Origin of the sequence: Methylobacterium sp. UNC300MFChir4.1 (genome assembly GCF_900110155.1) — a bacterium.
Taxonomy (GTDB): domain Bacteria; phylum Pseudomonadota; class Alphaproteobacteria; order Rhizobiales; family Beijerinckiaceae; genus Methylobacterium.
The window spans coordinates 19,927-36,206 of sequence record NZ_FOCS01000025.1 but is presented as its reverse complement, the minus strand read 5'-3'; the positions used below and the strand labels follow the sequence as shown (position 1 = coordinate 36,206).

The 16,280-nt window shown below is 72.9% G+C and carries 14 protein-coding genes; 4 read left to right on the top strand and 10 right to left on the bottom strand.

The features are described from left to right. Window positions 1-16: 16 nt before the first annotated feature. The 3 genes from BMY19_RS25085 (at window position 17) to BMY19_RS25075 (ending at window position 1,949) form a co-directional block, all read left to right on the top strand. Entirely contained in the window at window positions 17-775 is a 759-nt protein-coding gene (locus BMY19_RS25085; protein WP_100253283.1) for an SDR family oxidoreductase, read from the top strand. A 323-nt stretch (window positions 776-1,098) separates the two neighbouring features. Then, window positions 1,099-1,356: a NepR family anti-sigma factor gene (locus tag BMY19_RS25080; protein ID WP_042671734.1), complete on the top strand. Its 258-nt coding sequence runs from the start codon at window positions 1,099-1,101 to the stop codon at window positions 1,354-1,356. After that, on the top strand, window positions 1,353-1,949 hold the full coding sequence (locus tag BMY19_RS25075; protein WP_020094385.1) for a sigma-70 family RNA polymerase sigma factor: 597 nt from the start codon (window positions 1,353-1,355) through the stop codon (window positions 1,947-1,949). The genes BMY19_RS25080 and BMY19_RS25075 overlap by 4 nt, the downstream gene beginning before the upstream one ends. Before the next feature lie 32 nt (window positions 1,950-1,981). Here BMY19_RS25075 and BMY19_RS25070 read toward each other — a convergent pair whose 3' ends face one another. From BMY19_RS25070 to BMY19_RS25025, 10 genes are all read right to left on the bottom strand, one after another. Continuing rightward, window positions 1,982-2,515: an isochorismatase family protein gene (locus BMY19_RS25070; RefSeq protein WP_056529984.1), complete on the bottom strand. Its 534-nt coding sequence runs from the start codon at window positions 2,513-2,515 to the stop codon at window positions 1,982-1,984. A 303-nt stretch (window positions 2,516-2,818) separates the two neighbouring features. Beyond that, complete coding sequence (locus BMY19_RS25065) at window positions 2,819-3,724, bottom strand: tetratricopeptide repeat protein (protein ID WP_100253282.1); 906 nt, start codon at window positions 3,722-3,724, stop codon at window positions 2,819-2,821. 347 nt (window positions 3,725-4,071) lie between these two features. Then, complete coding sequence (locus BMY19_RS25060) at window positions 4,072-5,088, bottom strand: asparaginase (RefSeq protein ID WP_091981130.1); 1,017 nt, start codon at window positions 5,086-5,088, stop codon at window positions 4,072-4,074. A gap of 119 nt (window positions 5,089-5,207) precedes the next feature. Beyond that, window positions 5,208-5,864 (bottom strand): hypothetical protein, encoded by a 657-nt coding sequence (locus tag BMY19_RS25055; RefSeq protein ID WP_091981132.1) that lies wholly within the window; start codon window positions 5,862-5,864, stop codon window positions 5,208-5,210. Between the two features lie 170 nt (window positions 5,865-6,034). Beyond that, a complete protein-coding gene (locus tag BMY19_RS25050; RefSeq protein WP_020094379.1) occupies window positions 6,035-6,898 on the bottom strand; it encodes a CheR family methyltransferase in 864 nt (287 codons plus the stop codon). Then, window positions 6,895-8,109, bottom strand: a complete 1,215-nt coding sequence (gene cheB / locus BMY19_RS25045) for a chemotaxis-specific protein-glutamate methyltransferase CheB (RefSeq protein WP_100253281.1) — start codon at window positions 8,107-8,109, stop codon at window positions 6,895-6,897. Before cheB ends, BMY19_RS25050 begins: the two co-directional genes overlap by 4 nt. Before the next feature lie 58 nt (window positions 8,110-8,167). Then, window positions 8,168-8,560 (bottom strand): response regulator, encoded by a 393-nt coding sequence (locus BMY19_RS25040; RefSeq protein ID WP_012320961.1) that lies wholly within the window; start codon window positions 8,558-8,560, stop codon window positions 8,168-8,170. Window positions 8,561-8,571: 11 nt separating this feature from the next. Further along, on the bottom strand, window positions 8,572-9,090 hold the full coding sequence (locus tag BMY19_RS25035; RefSeq protein ID WP_056529997.1) for a chemotaxis protein CheW: 519 nt from the start codon (window positions 9,088-9,090) through the stop codon (window positions 8,572-8,574). Between the two features lie 133 nt (window positions 9,091-9,223). After that, window positions 9,224-11,980 (bottom strand): hybrid sensor histidine kinase/response regulator, encoded by a 2,757-nt coding sequence (locus BMY19_RS25030; protein ID WP_100253280.1) that lies wholly within the window; start codon window positions 11,978-11,980, stop codon window positions 9,224-9,226. Between the two features lie 104 nt (window positions 11,981-12,084). Then, window positions 12,085-12,795: a histidine phosphotransferase ChpT gene (locus BMY19_RS25025; RefSeq protein ID WP_020094375.1), complete on the bottom strand. Its 711-nt coding sequence runs from the start codon at window positions 12,793-12,795 to the stop codon at window positions 12,085-12,087. A 406-nt stretch (window positions 12,796-13,201) separates the two neighbouring features. On the opposite strand from BMY19_RS25025, the gene BMY19_RS25020 reads away from it, so the two are divergent. Next, the gene (locus BMY19_RS25020) at window positions 13,202-16,219 is read left to right on the top strand and encodes a bifunctional [glutamine synthetase] adenylyltransferase/[glutamine synthetase]-adenylyl-L-tyrosine phosphorylase (protein WP_100253279.1); all 3,018 of its coding nucleotides are present in this window, start codon (window positions 13,202-13,204) and stop codon (window positions 16,217-16,219) included. Window positions 16,220-16,280: the final 61 nt, after the last annotated feature.

The following is a 16,280-nucleotide window of genomic DNA, read 5'->3' as shown; positions in this document are numbered from 1 at the left end:
GCGGGAGCCGAACGCCATGATGCGCGCGCTCGAAGGGCAGGCCGCCTGGGTGACGGGGGCCGGATCCGGGATCGGGCAGGCGGCCGCCGTGGCGCTGGCGCGGGCCGGCATGCGGGTCGCGCTCACCGGACGGGGTCAGGAGGCCCTCGCGCGCACCGCGGAGATGGTCCGCGCGGCGGGCGGCGAGGCGCTGGTCGCCCCGGCCGACATGGGCGTGGCCGACGACGTGCAGCGCGCCTGGGAGGCGGTTCAAGCCGCGTGGCGGCGCTGCGACCTGCTGGTGAACGCGGCGGGCCTCAACGTGCCGCGGCGCGGCTGGAGCGAGATCACGCCGGCCGGGATCGACGCCGTGGTCGGCGTCAATCTCAACGGCCCCTTCTACGCGGCGCGGGCGGTGCTGCCGACCATGCGGGCGCAGCGGAGCGGCCTGATCATCCACGTCTCCTCCTGGGCCGGCCGCTACGTCTCCAAGCTGACGGGACCGGCCTATTCCGCCGCCAAGCACGGGCTCGTGGCGCTCTCGGAGAGCCTGAACCAAGAGGAGTGCGGGCACGGCATCCGGTCCTGCTGCATCTGCCCCGGCGAGGTCGCGACGCCCCTCCTCGACAAGCGGCCAGTCCCGGTCACCGCGGAGGATCGCGGGCGCATGCTCCAGCCGGAGGATCTCGCCGAGACGATCCTGTTCGTCGCCCGCCTGCCGGCCTCCGTCTGCGTCAACGAGATCCTGATCAGCCCGACCTGGAACCGCGGCTATCTTGAGGGCGTGAAGCTCTGAGCGGGGCCGTCGCGGCGCGCTTGGCCGGGGGCGCGGTGCGCTCATCCCGCGTTCATGCACGGAGGACGAGTGTCGCCACGGCCAAGCTGAACACAAGTATTTCTGAATTGTATCTGAGATTTTATGGACTAAATTCGGCGCAAGCTGGGCTATTTCAAGATTAAAATTGGATGAATGCGGGGTTCAGAACCGATTAAATCCGTCGCGCCTACCAGCGCTGCCGGAAGGCGATGAGACGCGTCTTCGCCGAACCGATGGGGACAACGGTCCGGCGGACCGCCAGGCCCCTCGGGGCCCCATCGCGCACGACCGGGGGCGCGACCATGTCAGGGACCGAGGACGATCCAGGGATTCCGGGCTCCGCCGGCGCGGCGGACCCGGCCGGACCGGGCGCCGCGGCCGCATCACGCCCGGTGCCGGTCGGCGGACCCGGCCGGCCGATCGACGACGGCGCGCGGGACCGGATCGGGCGCGGCCTGCGCCTGCACTACGCGGGCGTCCTGGCCCTGCCGATCCCGGACCGGCTCCGGACGCTGCTCGACGAGCTCGCCGCACACTCCGACACGGAGGCCTCGCGATGACCCTGATGCTGCAAGCCGCCCCCGCGGGGAGCGGATCCGGTCCGGCCCCCCGGGGCGCCGACGCGGAGATGCGCGACCTCCTGCTGGGGGCGATCCCGGCGCTGCGGGCCTTCGCGTTCTCGCTGACCTACGACCTCGACCGCTCGGACGACCTCGTGCAGGACACGCTCGTGCGCGCCTGGGTCAACGCCGCAAGCTTCCGCCGCGGGACCAACCTGACCGCGTGGCTGTTCACGATCCTGCGGAACCTGTTCTACTCGGAGCAGCGCAAGCGCAAGCGCGAGGTGGAGGACGCCGACGGCCTCCATGCCGGGCGCCTGACCGCCCTCCCCGAGCAGGAGATCCGGATGGAGATGGCGCAATTCCAGAGCGCGCTGAACCGGCTGCCGCCGGCCCAGCGCGAGGCGCTGGTCCTGGTCGGCGCCCAGAGCTTCACCTACGAGGAGGCCGCGGCCATCTGCGGCGTCGCGGTGGGCACGATCAAGAGCCGGGTCAGCCGCGCCCGGACCCGCCTGATCGAGGTGCTGGGCATGACCGGCACCGACGACATCGGACCCGACCCGCAGACCCGCGCGGCCCTCGACGGCTCCTGAGGCGCGCGCCGCGGCGAGGACCGCCGCGGCGCCTACTTGATGAGCCTGACGACGTCGCGGAACCGCCTGTGCCGCGCCGTGCCGAGCCACTCGAACGCCACCATCTCGGTCGTGACGATCTCGGCGCCGTGGGCCGCCATCCGGGCGAGCGCGGCCTCCCGGTTCTCGATCCGCCGCGAGCCCACGGCGTCGGCCACCACGGCGACGCGGCGGCCGGACTCGCGCAGCCCGAGAACCGTCTGCAGCACGCAGACATGCGCCTCGCAGCCGCTGACCACGAGGTCGCGATCCGCGGGCAGGCGCTCGAGGAAGCCGGGCGTCCGGGTCGCGCCGAAGCTCATCTTCGCGAAGGCCGTCCCGGGCTCGGGCGCCAGGGCCGGCACGGTCGGCCCGAGGCCGCCGGCATTCTGCTCGGTGACCAGGACCGGGACGTCGAGCAGCTGCGCGGCGGCGAGGAGGCGGCCCGCATTGGCGACGACCCCGTCCCCTTCCGCGATCGTCGGCATCAGCCGGACCTGAACGTCGATGACGAGGAGGAGCGAGCGGGCGGGGTCGATCAGCGGCATCGATGTCTGGTCCCTGCGGACGGGTCGCGTCGGAGACGGAGGAGGCCATCCTGGCCCCATCCGAGCCGTATCCTCGCCCCATCCGGTCCGGTGGGGACCGCGCCCGCTGGCATGACACGTGCGCGCCCCGACCGCGACCCCGCCCAAGAGCCGCTCCCGATCGTTTTGCGACGGTTGGGAAGGGCGGCAACTCCGGTCCCGGCAGCCGCGCCAGGGCCCCTCTCCCTCGCGGAAGAGGGCACCGGTGCCTCGTTCGGCACGGGCCCGGCGATCACCTCCGTCCCGAACCGACAGGGAACGGCTCTAGCGGAGCGCGATGTCGCCGGGGACGTTCGCGGCCGCGGCGCCGCCGGCGGCCTTCTCGAACCACCGCCGGGCGGCCTCGAAATCCTGCTTCACCCCGCGACCGTTGACGTAGAGGAAACCGAGATTGTTCATCGCCTCCGCGTGGCCGGCGGCGGCCGCCTTCTCGAACCAGCGGCGGGCCGCGGCGGCGTCCGTCTTCACGCCCTGGCCGTTCAGGTAGAGGCTGCCGAGGTTGTTCATCGCGTCCACGTTGCCGCCGGCGACCGCCCGCTCGAACCAGCGGCGGGCCGCGGCGGCGTCCCGCTTCACGCCCTGACCGTTGAGGTGCAGGCTGCCGAGGGCGTTCATCGCGTCAACGTTGCCGGCGGCGGCGGCCTTCCCGAACCAGGACGCGGCCGCGCCGTAATCCTGCCCGACGCCCTGACCGTTGGCGTAGAGTAAGCCGAGATTGTACAGGGCCGACGCGGCACCGGCGGCCGCCGCCTTCTCGTACCAACTGCGCGCGGTGGCGTAGTCCTGCGTCACGCCCTGGCCGGCATCGTAGAGGCTGCCGAGGTTGTTCATGGCCTCGGCGTTGCCCGCCAGGGCGGCCTTCTCGAACCACGCGGCCGCGGCGGCGTAGTCCTGCTTCGCGCCCTGGCCGTTGTAGTACAGGCTGCCGAGGTTGAGCATGGCGTCGACGTCACCGCTGGCGGCCGACTTCTCGAACCAGCGTCCGGCCGCACCGAAATCCTGCTTCACGCCCTGGCCGTTGATGTAGAGGATTCCGAGATTGTACATCGCGGCGGCGCTGCCGCTGACGGCCGTCGTCGTGGAGAGGCTCCCGGCGGTCTCCGCCTGTGCGCCCAGCCCGGACAGGACCGAGAGCGCCAGAGACATGGAGACGATGGATGTCGCGCGCATGGCCGTGAATCCCTGTGCGGGCACGCGAACCGTCATGCCCTGCGCGGAAGCCGATCCCGAGCATCTTCCGCAATGCTGAAGGCGTGTTCCCGAACCTTCTTCGTCCGCTGACAGTCTTCCGGGCGAAAAACCCTTCGGCTGGACTGCACCGGACTGATCCTTGACCTATCCGGGCTCGGCGGGACTTTCTGGACCAAATCGCACATGCGGCCCGCATGGCCGGCCGACATCGCCGGCGCGCGCCACGGGCCGCGACAGGGTTCGCGCGCGGCGGGGACCGTGCGGGACCGGCCGGAAGGAGGCGTTGAGGGCTCGGCGGGGCGGGCGACCGGCCCCGGGACGCGTCGCTAGTAGGTCGCGAACAGCCGCGCCACCGCCTCGGGCTCCGCCGTGACGGTCAGCGCCAGGGCGAGCAGGATCCGGGCCTTCTGCGGGGTGAGGTTGTCGGCGCTGAGGATGCCGCGGCTGCGCAGCCGGGTGGTGAGCGGGACCACGCCGCTGCCGGCCCGGGTCGACATCACCACCACGATCCCGGCGGCGGCCGCCGCCTCCAGGGCCTCGGCCTCGGCGGGCGGGGTCATGCCCGGCGCGAGACCGGCCGCGACGAGGCCGCGCGCGCCCGCGGCCAGGAAGGCCCGGACCGCGGTGCCGTCGGCGTCGGCGTACCCGTAGGCGACGTCGACCCGCGGCAGCGCCGGCAGGGTCCGGATGTCGAAGGGCGTGCCCGGCGCGTGCGCCCGCTCGGAGCGGCGGTAGTAGCGGACGGACTCGCCGTCGACGTGGCCGAGCACGCCGAAATCCGGGGTCCGGAAGGTCTGGAGCCGGGCCACCGAGGTCTTGGTCACCTCGCGGGCGGCCTGGATCTCGTCGTTGAGCACCACCAGCACGCCGCGCCCGCGGGAGGCGGGCGCCGCGGCCGTGCGCACGGCCGCCACGAGGTTCAGCTTGGCGTCGGTGGAGAGGGCGCTCATCGGCCGCTGCGAGCCGACCAGCACCACCGGCAGATCCACCGTCAGGGTGAGGCTGAGGGCGTAGGCGGTCTCCTCCAGCGTGGCGGTCCCGTGCCCGATGACGATGCCGGCGAGGTCCGGGTGCTCGGACGCGAGGCGCTCGCACAGCCGGACGAGGTCGCGCCACTCGGCGAACCCGATCGCCGGGCTCGGGACCGCCCGGAACGGCACCGGCACCACCGCGGCGACTGTCGCGAGTTCCGGAACCGCGTCCAGGATCGCGCCGGCCTCGAGACGCCGGTCGGTGGCGGTGTAGTCGAGGATGTCGAGGGCATCGCGGCCGAGGGACGAGATCGTCCCGCCTGTGCCGATGAACGCGACCTTGGGCAATCCGGTCCCCGCTCCTGCCGCCATGCCGTCTCTCCCGTGCCTGTCCGACGCTGTGATGCCGCGTCGCGCGGCCGGGGTCGACCCCGGCCGCGCGCAGGCGGGCGATGCACCGGGCGGGAGGCCCGCCGGGCGCGTCCCCGGCCTCAGCTGCGGAAGTCGAGGAGGAGCGCCGAGACGGCGCCGCTGTTGGCGGTGCCGCTCGCCCCGTAGCCGACGCGGCCCGACTGGCCGCTCTGGAGCTGCTGGATGAAGGTGGATAGCAGGTCGTTCGTCGTGCGCGCCGCGTCGGTGGTCGAGGTCGAAGTCGAGGTCGAGGCCGACGCGGAGACCGACGCCCCGCTCCCGGCGCTGCCCGCAGCGTCCGTCGGCGCCGGGCCGGGCGGGGGCCCCGGCGGCGGGCCGTCCGGGCCGGCGACGTCGCCAGTCCCGTCGCCGGTGGCGTCCGCGCTCTGGGTGCTCCGGCCGTGGCTGGCGAACAGGTTCTTCAGCTCCGTGGCTTGGTCGGCGGTGAGGCTGCCGCTGCTGACCTGATCGGCGATCAGGCCGTCGATCCGGTCCTTCATCGAGGACGGGTCGAGCCCGGACCGGCTCGTCGCGCTGGTCGAGGCAGCGCTGGTCGACGACAGGCTCCTATCGATGCTGCTCAGGGCGCCCGCGAGGGCCGTCGCGTCGGTGCTGCTGATCGTGCCGGCCGACAGCGCGCTGCTGATCGTGTCGGATATCCGGGTCTGGGGCGACGCAGGCGGCGACCATCGCTGCGCGGCGAGCTGTGCTGTCGCGGTGGACGAGACGGTACTCATGGGAGGCTCGGGTCACGGATGAGCCGGATTCGCCCGGCGGCGGGTCCGTGTGCAAATTACCCACGCGGTTCTTAAGGCCGCGTTTCCGGGATCGCCTGGATTCCCGTCGCGCTGGCGGACTCGGGGACGGCCCGGAGCCGGGGCGCGACCAGGGATCCCGGTCGCGCCGCTCAGAGGCTCGCGGCCATGCGCAGCGGCGGCGCCTCGGCCGGACGCGCCGCGGCCTCGGCGTGGCCGTAGAGGCCGCGGTGCTTCGGGTTCGGCGAGAGCCGGTCGGTCAGGCCGATCACCGTCTCGGCGGCGCCGAGCAGGAGCGCGCCCTCCGGGGCGAGCTGCGCCGCGAGCCGCGCCAGGACGTCGGACTTGGTCGGCGCGTCGAAGTAGATCAGCACGTTGCGGCAGTAGATCACGTCGAACTGGCCCAGCGAGGCGAAGCTGTGCAGCAGGTTGAGCTGGCGGTAATCGACCATGCTGCGCAGGCTCTGGGCGATTTGCCACTGCTCGCCGACCTGGGTGAAGTACTTGATCAGCCACTGCACCGGCAGGCCGCGCTGGACCTCGAAATGGCTGTACAGCCCGAGCTTGGCCTTCTCGATCACCTCGGTGGACAGGTCGGTGGCGACGATCTCCACCTGCCAGCCGGCGAGCCGCGGCGCCGCCTCCTGAAGGAGCATGGCCAGCGAGTACGGCTCCTGCCCGGTCGAGGCCGCCGCGCACCAGATCCGCAGCCGGCGGCGGCCGGCATTGCGCGCCAGCACGTCCGGCAGGAGCGTGTCGCGGAACAGGTCGAAGGGGATCCGGTCGCGGAAGAAGAAGGTCTCGTTCGTGGTCATGGCCTCGACCACGGCCCGCTCGATCGTGCTGTTCTGGGCGAGCTTGAGGGCGCCGATCAGGTCGCCGAGGCTGGCGAGGCCGAAGCGGCGGCAGACCGGGGTCAGCCGGCTCTCCACGAGGTAGCGCTTCTCCGGCGTCAGCGCGAGGCCGGAGCGCTGCTTCAGGAAGGTGCGCAGGAATTCGAACTCGAGCTCGGTCATGCCGGCTGCCCCGTGATCAGGGCGCGCAGCGCCGTCGCGAGTTCGGGCAACGGCAGCACGGCCTCGGCGAGCCCGGCCCGCGCGACGCTGCCCGGCATGCCCCAGACCGTGCTGGTGGCCTCGTCCTGAGCGAGGACCGGGCCGCCGGCCTCGGTGAGCGCCCGGGCGCCGTTGGTCCCGTCCGAGCCCATGCCGGTGAGGATCACGGTCGCGGTGGCGGCGCCGAACACCACCGCCGCGTCCTTGAACAGGACGTCGACCGCGGGGCGGCAGAAATTCACCGGGGGACCGTCGGTGAGCTTGATGATCGGGCCGCCGGCCCCGCCGGCCAGCCCCATGTGGCGGCCGCCCGGGGCGACGTAGATGCGGCCCGGCTCGACCCGCTCCTCGGCCTTGCCCTCCGCCGCCGGGAGCCCGGTGCGGGTGGCCAGGTGCTCGGCGAAGACCGCCGTGAAGATCGGCGGCATGTGCTGGACGATCAGGACCGGCAGGCGCCGCAGGGCGGCGGCGCCGATGCCCTCCAGCATCTCGCCCACGGCCCGCGGGCCGCCCGTGGAGGAGCCGATCAGCAGGGCGCGGGGCTGGGTCCGGTTGCGGACCTTGGGCCGGAGCGTGAAGGGAGTCGCGGGGCGCGCCGCCGCCGCGGCCGGCGCCGGATGCACCGCGGCCGGTGCGGCCGCCGGCGCGGCGTGGTACCCGGGCGCGTGGCCGGCGGGCGCGGCGGCCGGGCGCCGGCCACGCGCGCGGGCGGAGCCGAACACGCGGACGCGCTCGATCAGCTCGACCCGGAACGTGTCCGAGGTGGTGACGCCGCGGCTGCTCTCCGGCTTGGCGATGTAGTCCACCGCGCCGAGGGCGAGGCATTTCAGCGAGATATCGGCGTTGCGCGTCGTCAGGGTCGACATCATCACGACCTGCACGCTCGGGCTCATGGCGAGCATGCGCGGCAGCGCGGTCGTGCCGTCGAGTTCCGGCATCTCGATGTCGAGCAGGACCACGTCCGGGTCGTGCTTGGCCATCAGCTCCAGGGCGATCCGGCCGTTGGAAGCCGTGCCGACGAGCTCGAATCCGGCCTCGCCGATCCAGCGGGCCACGAGGCCGCGCACCACGGCCGAGTCGTCGGCCACGAGCACACGGATCGCCGTGGCCGATGAGGTCGTGCTCTGGGTTGGCGGCGTGCGCAGCGGGGCGACCGCGGGACTCAGGGCCATGATGATTGCCTCGGGTGCAGGGTCGCGGGGCTCGGGCCGCGGGTCAGGGAGCAGGCGATCAGGCCGCGTCGGCGACGAGACCGACCTGTTCGAGCTTGGCCGTCAGGATGTCGCGGTCGAAGGGCTTCATGATGTACTCGTCGGCCCCCGCCCGGAGGGCGCGGGCGATCGCCCCGACGTCGTTCTCGGTGGTGCAGAACAGGACCTTCGGCGCGCCCCCGCCCTCGCTCTGGCGCAGGGCCTGGAGGAACGCGTAGCCGTCCATGTTCGGCATGTTCCAGTCGAGCAGGATGGCGTCCGGCATGCTGGCCGCGCAGGCCTCGAGGGCGGCGCTGCCGTCCTCGGCCTCGCTGACATTCATGCCGAGATCCTCGATGATCCGCCGGGCGACCTTCCGGATCACCGCGGAATCGTCCACCACCAGGCAGGTGGTCTCGTGGGGCGCCTTCATCGACCTCTCCCTCAAGCCGCCTTGGCGCCGGCGGGCGTGAAGCCGAGGAGCGCGTCCACGTCGAGGATCACCAGGAGCCGGCCGTCGAGGCGGTGGACGCAGGTGGCGAGGTCGCGGAAGCGCGGATCCAGGTTGATCGGCACCGCCTCGCGGCTGTCGGCGCCGAGCTTGAGCACCTCGCCGACGCCGTCGACCACCAGCGCGAAGGTCTCGCCGGCCTGCTCCAGGCCGATCGCCATCTTCGGGCTGGCCTTGCTGCCGTCCGCCTCGGCCTCCGCGTCCGGCAGGCCCAGGCGCCGGCGCAGGCTCATGGCCGTCACGACCCGGCCGCGCAGGTTCAGCAGGCCGACGATCTCGGCCGGCGCCAGGGGAACCGGCGTCACGCCCGATGGGACGAAGACGTCGTGGACCCGCTCGATCGCCAGGCCGAACAGCGTCTCGCCGACGAAGACCGTGACGAAGTCGTCGGTGGCGCCGGTCTCGGCGCCGTTGGTGGGGGCGCCGCTGGTGTTGGCGTTGGCAGCCTGCATCGGAACTCTCCGGATTCGTTCGTCGCGATCGTCGCGATCGGCCTGGGTCGATCGGCTTGGGTCGATCGGCCTGGGTCGATCGGCTTGGAGCGATCGGCCGGGGTCGATCGCCCGGGGCGGGCGGCGCGGCGGCTCAGGCGGCTTTCGACACCGTGGCGGCGCCGATCTCGGCCAGCGCCGAGATCAGGCCGCTGCGGTCGAACTTCGCCACGAGGTCGCTGATCGCCAGCGCCCGCGCCTTCTCCACCGCGTCGGCGCCGATCGCGCCGGTGAGGCCGATCACCGGGAGCCCGGCGAGGCGCGGCTCGGCCCGCCGCATGGCGGCGACGAGGTCGAAGCCGCTGCGACCCGGCATCTCCAGGTCGGTGACCACCACCTCGATCTGCGGATCGGACTGGAGGGTCGACAGGGCCGTCTCGGCGCTCGACGCCGTAACCACCTGGTAGCCCGCGGCCTTCAGCACCGGGCTCAGCATGTCGCGGAAGAAGGCCGAGTCGTCGACCAGAAGGACCGTGGAGATCTGCTCGGGCCGCTTCAGGCCGCGCGCCCAGTCGTCGTAGGCCAGCGGCAGGAAGTGGGCGATGTTGATGATGTCGGTCGCCCGGCCCCGCAGCACCGCCGAGCCGATCAGGTCCGACCGGTCGGCCGCGATCTCGATGTCGAGGCGCTCCTCGACGATGTCGACGATCTCGTCGACCACGAGACCCATGGCGCGCTCGCCGTCGGAGAACACCACCAGGGCCTGCGTCCCCTCCGACTTGATGGTGATCGCCGCGTCGGCCGGGACCAGGGGCATCAGGCGCCCGCGGTACTGGATCAGCGCGCGGCCGCCGAGCCACTCGACCTTGGCGCACTCGATCTCCTCGAGACGGGTGACCAGCGACAGCGGCACCGCCTTGAAGCTGCCCTGGCCGCCCTTGAACACCAGGAGCGTGGTCTTGGTGTCGGCCATCTCGACCGCCTCGTCGGCGTCGGCGTCGATGTGGCCGCCGCTGCCCTGGACGCCCTGCGCCACCTGACGGGCCACGCCGTTCGGATCGACGATCAGCACCACGGCGCCGTCGCCGAGGATCGTGTTGCCGGCAAACATCGGGATGTGCCGCAGCTTCACCGACATCGGCTTCACGACGATCTCCTCCGTGTGGAAGACCTCGTCGACGAGGATGCCGAAGCGCTCGCGCCCGACCTGGGCGACCACCACGAAGCCGGCCTGGTCCGTCTCCGCGCCCGGGCTCGTCTGGCCGAGCAGGCCGGTGAGCGAGACGATCGGCAGAAGCCGCTCGCGCAGGCGCAGCACCGGCGCGCCGTTGATGTGCTCGACCCGCTGCGCCCCGGCATCGACCCGGACCAGCTCCAGCACCGCCACCTGCGGCAGGGCGAAGCGGTGCTCGCCGGCCCGGACGATCAGGGCGGCCACGATCGCCAGCGTCAGCGGGATCTTGATGGTGAAGGTGGTGCCGCGACCCGCCGTGGTGGCGATGTCGATCAGGCCGCCGATGGTCTCGATGTTGGTCTTGACCACGTCCATGCCGACGCCGCGGCCCGAGACCGAGGTCACCGCCGCCGCCGTCGAGAAGCCGGCGTGGAAGATGAACTTGGCGACCTGGGCGTCGGTCATCCGCTCGATATCGGCCTGGGAGGCGAGCCCGCGCTCCGCGGCCTTCTTGCGGATGGCCGCGAGGTTCAGGCCCTTGCCGTCGTCGGCGATCTCGATCGTGATCGTGCCGCCCTCGTGGTAGGCGGCGAGGCGGATCGTTCCGCGGGCGGGCTTGCCCGCCGCCACGCGCTCGGCGGTCGATTCGAGGCCGTGATCCGCCGAGTTGCGGACCATGTGGGTCAGCGGGTCCTTGATGACCTCCAAGACCTGCCGGTCGAGTTCGGTCTCGTTGCCGACCATCACGAGGTCGATCTGCTTGCCGAGTTCGGCCGAGAGGTCGCGCACCACGCGCGGCAGCTTCTGCCACGCGTTGCCGATCGGCTGCATGCGCGTCTTCATGACGCCTTCCTGCAGCTCGGCGGTGACGTGCGACAGGCGCTGCAGCGGGACCTTGTAGCTCGAATCCTCGTGCCGGCGGGCGATCTCGAGGAGCTGGTTGCGGGTCAGCACCAGCTCGGAGACCATCGTCATCAGGTGCTCGAGCGTGTCGACGTTCACCCGGATGGTCTGGTTCTTGGCGGCGGCGGTCGTCTCGCCCTCGGCGCCCTCGACCTTCTCGGCGCGCGCCGGCTCAGCCTTCTCGGTCTTCTCGGCCTCGACGGGCTCGGGCATCTTCTCGGCCTTGGGCGCCGCGCTGACGGCGGGCGCGGGCGCCGGGGCGACGGCGGCCGCGGGGGCGGGCATCGCGGCCACGGGGGCCGGCGGCGGGAGGAAGTCCGATTCGTCCGGACCGGGAGCGGCCAGGAAGGCGGCCTCCAGGTCGTCCAGGGAGACCTCGCCGGGCTTCAGCTCGCGGACCACCGGATCGGGCAGGACCGGCTCGGGCGGCGGCGGCGGGGCGGCGGCCTCCGGCTCGGGCGAGCCCTCGGCCATGCGCTCCAGGGCGGAGATGAGATCGTCGTCCGAGCCCGAGGGCTCCGTGCCGGTGGCCTCCAGATCGGCCAGGATCGCCTTCAGCCGGTCCAGCGTCAGCAGGATCAGGGTGACGGAATCCGACGTGGCGGGCAGCCCGTCGCGGAAGCGACCCATCAAGGTCTCGGCGGCGTGCGCCAGAGCTTCCAGACGCGGGAGACCGAGAAACCCGCAGGTTCCCTTGATCGTGTGCACGAGTCGGAAAATGTTCCGCAGAATAGTCTCGTTGTTCGGATCCTGTTCGAATCGAACCAATTCTGCATCGACCGTGTCGAGATGCTCCCCGCTCTCGGTCAGAAACTCGCGAAGCAGGTCGTCCATAGGCGCTACTCGTTACGCGGAGAAGGTCTCGCGCAACCTACTTACTCGCGCGGGGTTAGGGAAGCGTTTCCATCCCGGCCCCGCGCGGCACCTTTTTCAGAGTTTCACGCCAGCGCCGTGTCCGAAGCCTCTCCATCGGAGTCTTCGGACGCGTCGATCACTGCGGGCGTGGCGGTGATAGTCACTTCATCGCCCTCGATGGCGAAGCGGACATCCATGGCGGCGGCCCGGGCCACGAGGCCCGCGTAGAACGGCAGGATGCCGTGGGCGTCGACGGTGCCGCTCTCGGGGCTGCCGGCCATCAGCTCCTCGACGTGGGGCGGGATGCGGGCGTGCGAGCCCTTGGCCTTCAGCACCAGCGTGGGCGCCTCGCCGTCGCCGGAGACGACGACGTCGATCAGGCCGCCCCGGGGAATCGCCGAGGTCGCGACCATCACGAGATTGAGCAGGAGCTTGACCTTGTTCTTCGGGAACAGCGCCTGCGGGGCGCTCCAGGTCAGCTTGGTCTTCTCGTCGGAGAACATGCCCTTGGCCACGCTCTCGGCGTCGGCGAGGTCGATCGAGGCGCCGGCCGAGCCGGCGGCCCCGAAGGCGATGCGGGCGAATTTCAGCCGCGCCGAGGCCTGACGGGCGCTCTTCCCGATCAGCTCCAGGGCGAAGGTCCGCATCGATTCGTCCTGGTCGTCCTCCAGGACCTCGAGCCCGTTCACGATCGCGCCGACGGGGCTGATCACGTCGTGGCAGACGCGGGAGCAGAGCAGGGCGGCGAGGTCGAGGCCGTCGAGAGTCAGGGTGGGCGAGGTCGGGGAGGACATGGTGCGCTCCGGGCGGGCGGATCTGAGGTGCGGACGTCTGCGGGCCGGGGCCCCGATTGGGGCTGCCGGTTCCCGGCCGCCCGGTTCTCGGTCGCCCGGTCCTCGGCCGCCCCTGCGGCGATCGAGTCGCCCGAAGGGATCCCGCGCGGCCCGCGGGCCGGACCAGGGGCGACGACCGGTCCGCACGGATAGACGCCACGGTCGGCTTTGAAAAGCGTTACCGGATCGGACGGAAGGCCGGGACGGCCCCCATTCCGGGCCCGCGCGGCCGCGAACGCGTCGCGGCTGCCCGGTCCTGGCCGCATCGTGAACGCGCGGCGGGCGCCGCAAGCCATGCGCGCCGGACCGGACACGGGCGGCCCGGTCGGCTACGATGCCGGCCCCGTCGCGCCAGGGAGGATGCGGCATGAGAGATGAGACCGGTCTCCCGAACGGATCGGCGAAGGAAGCGGCCGCCGGGCCAGCCGAGACGCTGCGCGCGCGCCTGCGCCCCCGGCTCGGGCTCGCCGACCCCGACGCCGCGGGGGCCCGGCTCGCCGAGCTCGCGCCGGCGCTGCCGGCCGGCTTCCTGACACCGCCCTGCCGGGAGCTGCTCCTGGGCCTGGCGGATCATTCCCCCTTCCTGTGGCGGGCGGCCACCCGGTCGCCCGAGCGGCTCGTCGCCCTGCTGGATCAGCCGCCGGACGCGGCGAGCCGGGACATCATCGCGCGGCAGCGCGCCGTCGGCGCCGTCTGCGGGGCGAATCCCGACCTCGCCGAGGTCGGCCGGCAGCTGCGCGCCAACCGGGAGGCCCACGCCCTCCTGGTCGCCCTGGCGGATCTCGGCGGCTGCTGGGACCTCGACGCGGTGACCGGCGCCCTGTCGGCCTTCGCCGACGCATCGGTGAGCGGGGCGGTCGAGGCGCTTCTCCGGCAGGGGATGGCGGCCGGGCGGTACCGGCCCAGGGATCCGGAGGCGCCGCAGGACGGGTCGGGCCTGATCGTCCTGGGCCTGGGCAAGCTCGGCGGCTGCGAGCTGAACTACTCCAGCGACATCGACCTCGTCGTCTTCTACGAGGCCGAGCCCGCCGCCGCGGCGACCGGCGGCGATCCGAAGCCCTTCCTCGTCAAGCTGGCGCAGGGGCTGGCGAAGCTCCTGGCCGACCGGACCGCCGACGGCTACGTCCACCGCATCGACTACCGGTTGCGGCCAGACCCGGGCTCGACCGCGGTGGCGCTCTCCACCGGCTTCGCCTTCGACTACTACCAGACGCTCGGCCAGAACTGGGAGCGCGCGGCCTTCATCAAGGCCCGGCCGATCGCCGGTGACATCCCGGCCGGCGAGGCCTTCCTGGCGGAACTCGCGCCGTTCATCTGGCGCCGGCACTTCGACTTCCCGGCCATCGCCGAGATCCACGCCCTGAAGCGGCAGATCCACATGGTCCGCGGCCACGAGACCATCGCGGTCGGCGGCCACGACATCAAGATCGGCCGCGGCGGCATCCGGGAGATCGAGTTCTTCGTTCAGACCCAGCAGCTCGTCTTCGGCGGCCGCAAGCCCGCCCTGCGGGGCCGCAGGACCGTCGCGATGCTCGGCGAGCTCGTCGCGGAGGGCTGGATCGACGGGCGGGCCCGGGACGAGCTCTCCGCGGCCTACGCGTTCCTGCGCACCCTCGAGCACCGGATCCAGATGATCCGGGACGAGCAGACCCAGCGCCTGCCCACCGGGACCGAGGCGCTGACCGCGCTCGCCCTGTTCGCGGGCTTCCCCGACCTGCCCGCCTTCGAGGCGGCCCTGCTCCACCATGCCGGCCGGGTCCAGGCGCACTACGCCCTGCTGTTCGAGGCGGAGCCGGAGGCCGGCGCCGACGGGGCCGCCCTGGTCTTCGGCGAGAGCGAGCCGGATCCCGAGACCCTGGCGCGGCTCGGCGCCTTCGGGTTCCGGGGCCCGCCCCTGGCCTGGGAGACCGTGCAGGGCTGGCATCTCGGGCGCCGCCCGGCCCTGCGGACCGGCCGGGCCCGGGAGATCCTCGCCGAGATGCTCCCGGCGCTGCTGCGCGCGCTCGGCGGCACCGCCGACCCCGACGCGGCGCTCCTCGCCCTCGACCGGGCCTTCGCGCGGATGCCCGCGGTGGCCGAACTCCTCGCCATCCTGCGCTCGCACGAGCGCCTGCGCCTGCTGTTCGCCGACATCCTGGGGACGGCGCCGCGCCTCGCCGACACGGTCGGCCTGAGCCCGCACGTCCTCGACACCATGCTCGACGCCGATTTCGTGACGCCGACCACGGATCCCGACGAGGTCCGCGCGCAGTACCGGTCGCTCCTGGGCCAGCCGGCGAGCCACGAGGAGAGCCTCGACCGCTGCCGGGACGCCACCCGGCAGATGGCCTTCGTTACGGGCGCCCGCCTGCTGTCGGGCATCCTCACCCCGCGCCAGGCCGGGGAGGCCTACGCGGCGATCGCCGAGGCCACGGTGGCCCTGAGCCTGGAGGCGGAGGAGCGCCGATTCGCCCTGGACCACGGCGCGGTGCCGGCGGGGCGCTGCTGCATCCTGGCGCTCGGCCGCCTCGGATCCCGCCAGCTCAGCGCGGAATCCGACCTCGACCTCGTGTTCCTGTACGATTTCGACCCGGAGAACCGCACCAGCGACGGACGGCGGCCCCTCGACGCCGTGGTGGCCTACAACCGTCTGGCGCAGCGCGTGTTCGCGGCGCTCACCACGGCCACGCGGCGCGGCCGGCTCTACGCGGTCGACCTGCGGCTGCGGCCCTACGGCAGCCACAGCCCGCCCGCCGTGCAGCTCAGCGGCTTCGCGGCCTATCACGGCGGCGAGGCGGAGCTCTGGGAGCACATGGCGCTCGCCCGCGCCCGGGTCGTCGCCGGCGACGCCACCCTGGCGGCCGACGTCACGGCCGCGATCGCCGGAATCCTCCGGCAGCCGCGCGAGACCGCCGCCGTCTGCGCCGAGGCGGGCGCGATGCGGGCCCTGGTCGCGCGGGAGCGGGGCTATGCCGGCCCCTACGACCTGAAGCTCGCCCCCGGCGCGCTGTTCGACCTCGACTTCCTCGCCCAGGCCATCGTGCTGAGCCAGGCGCACGACTGGCCCGGCTGCATCGGCCTCGGCGCGGGGTCGCTCTTCCGCGAGGCGGCGGCGCGCGGCCTCCTGCCCGCGGCGGCGGGCGAGGCCCTCGCCGAGACCTACGGCTTCCTCGACGCCGTCTACCAGTGGCAGCGGCTCGTGATGACCGATCCTGCCGCGGAGCCGTCCGAGACCGCGTCCCGGCAGATCGCCAAGGCGGTGGGCCTCCCGGACGCGCGCGGCCTCGCGGCGGAGCTGCGCCGCCACCGTCGCCGGAGCCAGGCCCTGATAGCGCGGATCCGGCAGACGATGCGGATGCCGGCGCGGACGCCGGCCGCCGCGCGGGAGCCGCCGGAGCGCCGATGAGGCGCACTCCGGCCGGTGGCCGTCGACATTCCCCCCCCGCTCGGGCATTCAGGGCGGTGTC

Bases quoted from the DNA above. Each gene is read 5' to 3' on its own strand.
- BMY19_RS25085 (WP_100253283.1), top strand. From the start codon at position 17: ATGATGCGCGCGCTCGAAGGGCAGGCCGCCTGGGTGACGGGGGCCGGA.
- BMY19_RS25080 (WP_042671734.1), top strand. From the start codon at position 1,099: ATGTCAGGGACCGAGGACGATCCAGGGATTCCGGGCTCCGCCGGCGCG.
- BMY19_RS25075 (WP_020094385.1), top strand. From the start codon at position 1,353: ATGACCCTGATGCTGCAAGCCGCCCCCGCGGGGAGCGGATCCGGTCCG.
- BMY19_RS25070 (WP_056529984.1), bottom strand. From the start codon at position 2,515: ATGCCGCTGATCGACCCCGCCCGCTCGCTCCTCCTCGTCATCGACGTT.
- BMY19_RS25065 (WP_100253282.1), bottom strand. From the start codon at position 3,724: ATGCGCGCGACATCCATCGTCTCCATGTCTCTGGCGCTCTCGGTCCTG.
- BMY19_RS25060 (WP_091981130.1), bottom strand. From the start codon at position 5,088: ATGGCGGCAGGAGCGGGGACCGGATTGCCCAAGGTCGCGTTCATCGGC.
- BMY19_RS25055 (WP_091981132.1), bottom strand. From the start codon at position 5,864: ATGAGTACCGTCTCGTCCACCGCGACAGCACAGCTCGCCGCGCAGCGA.
- BMY19_RS25050 (WP_020094379.1), bottom strand. From the start codon at position 6,898: ATGACCGAGCTCGAGTTCGAATTCCTGCGCACCTTCCTGAAGCAGCGC.
- cheB (WP_100253281.1), bottom strand. From the start codon at position 8,109: ATGGCCCTGAGTCCCGCGGTCGCCCCGCTGCGCACGCCGCCAACCCAG.
- BMY19_RS25040 (WP_012320961.1), bottom strand. From the start codon at position 8,560: ATGAAGGCGCCCCACGAGACCACCTGCCTGGTGGTGGACGATTCCGCG.
- BMY19_RS25035 (WP_056529997.1), bottom strand. From the start codon at position 9,090: ATGCAGGCTGCCAACGCCAACACCAGCGGCGCCCCCACCAACGGCGCC.
- BMY19_RS25030 (WP_100253280.1), bottom strand. From the start codon at position 11,980: ATGGACGACCTGCTTCGCGAGTTTCTGACCGAGAGCGGGGAGCATCTC.
- BMY19_RS25025 (WP_020094375.1), bottom strand. From the start codon at position 12,795: ATGTCCTCCCCGACCTCGCCCACCCTGACTCTCGACGGCCTCGACCTC.
- BMY19_RS25020 (WP_100253279.1), top strand. From the start codon at position 13,202: ATGAGAGATGAGACCGGTCTCCCGAACGGATCGGCGAAGGAAGCGGCC.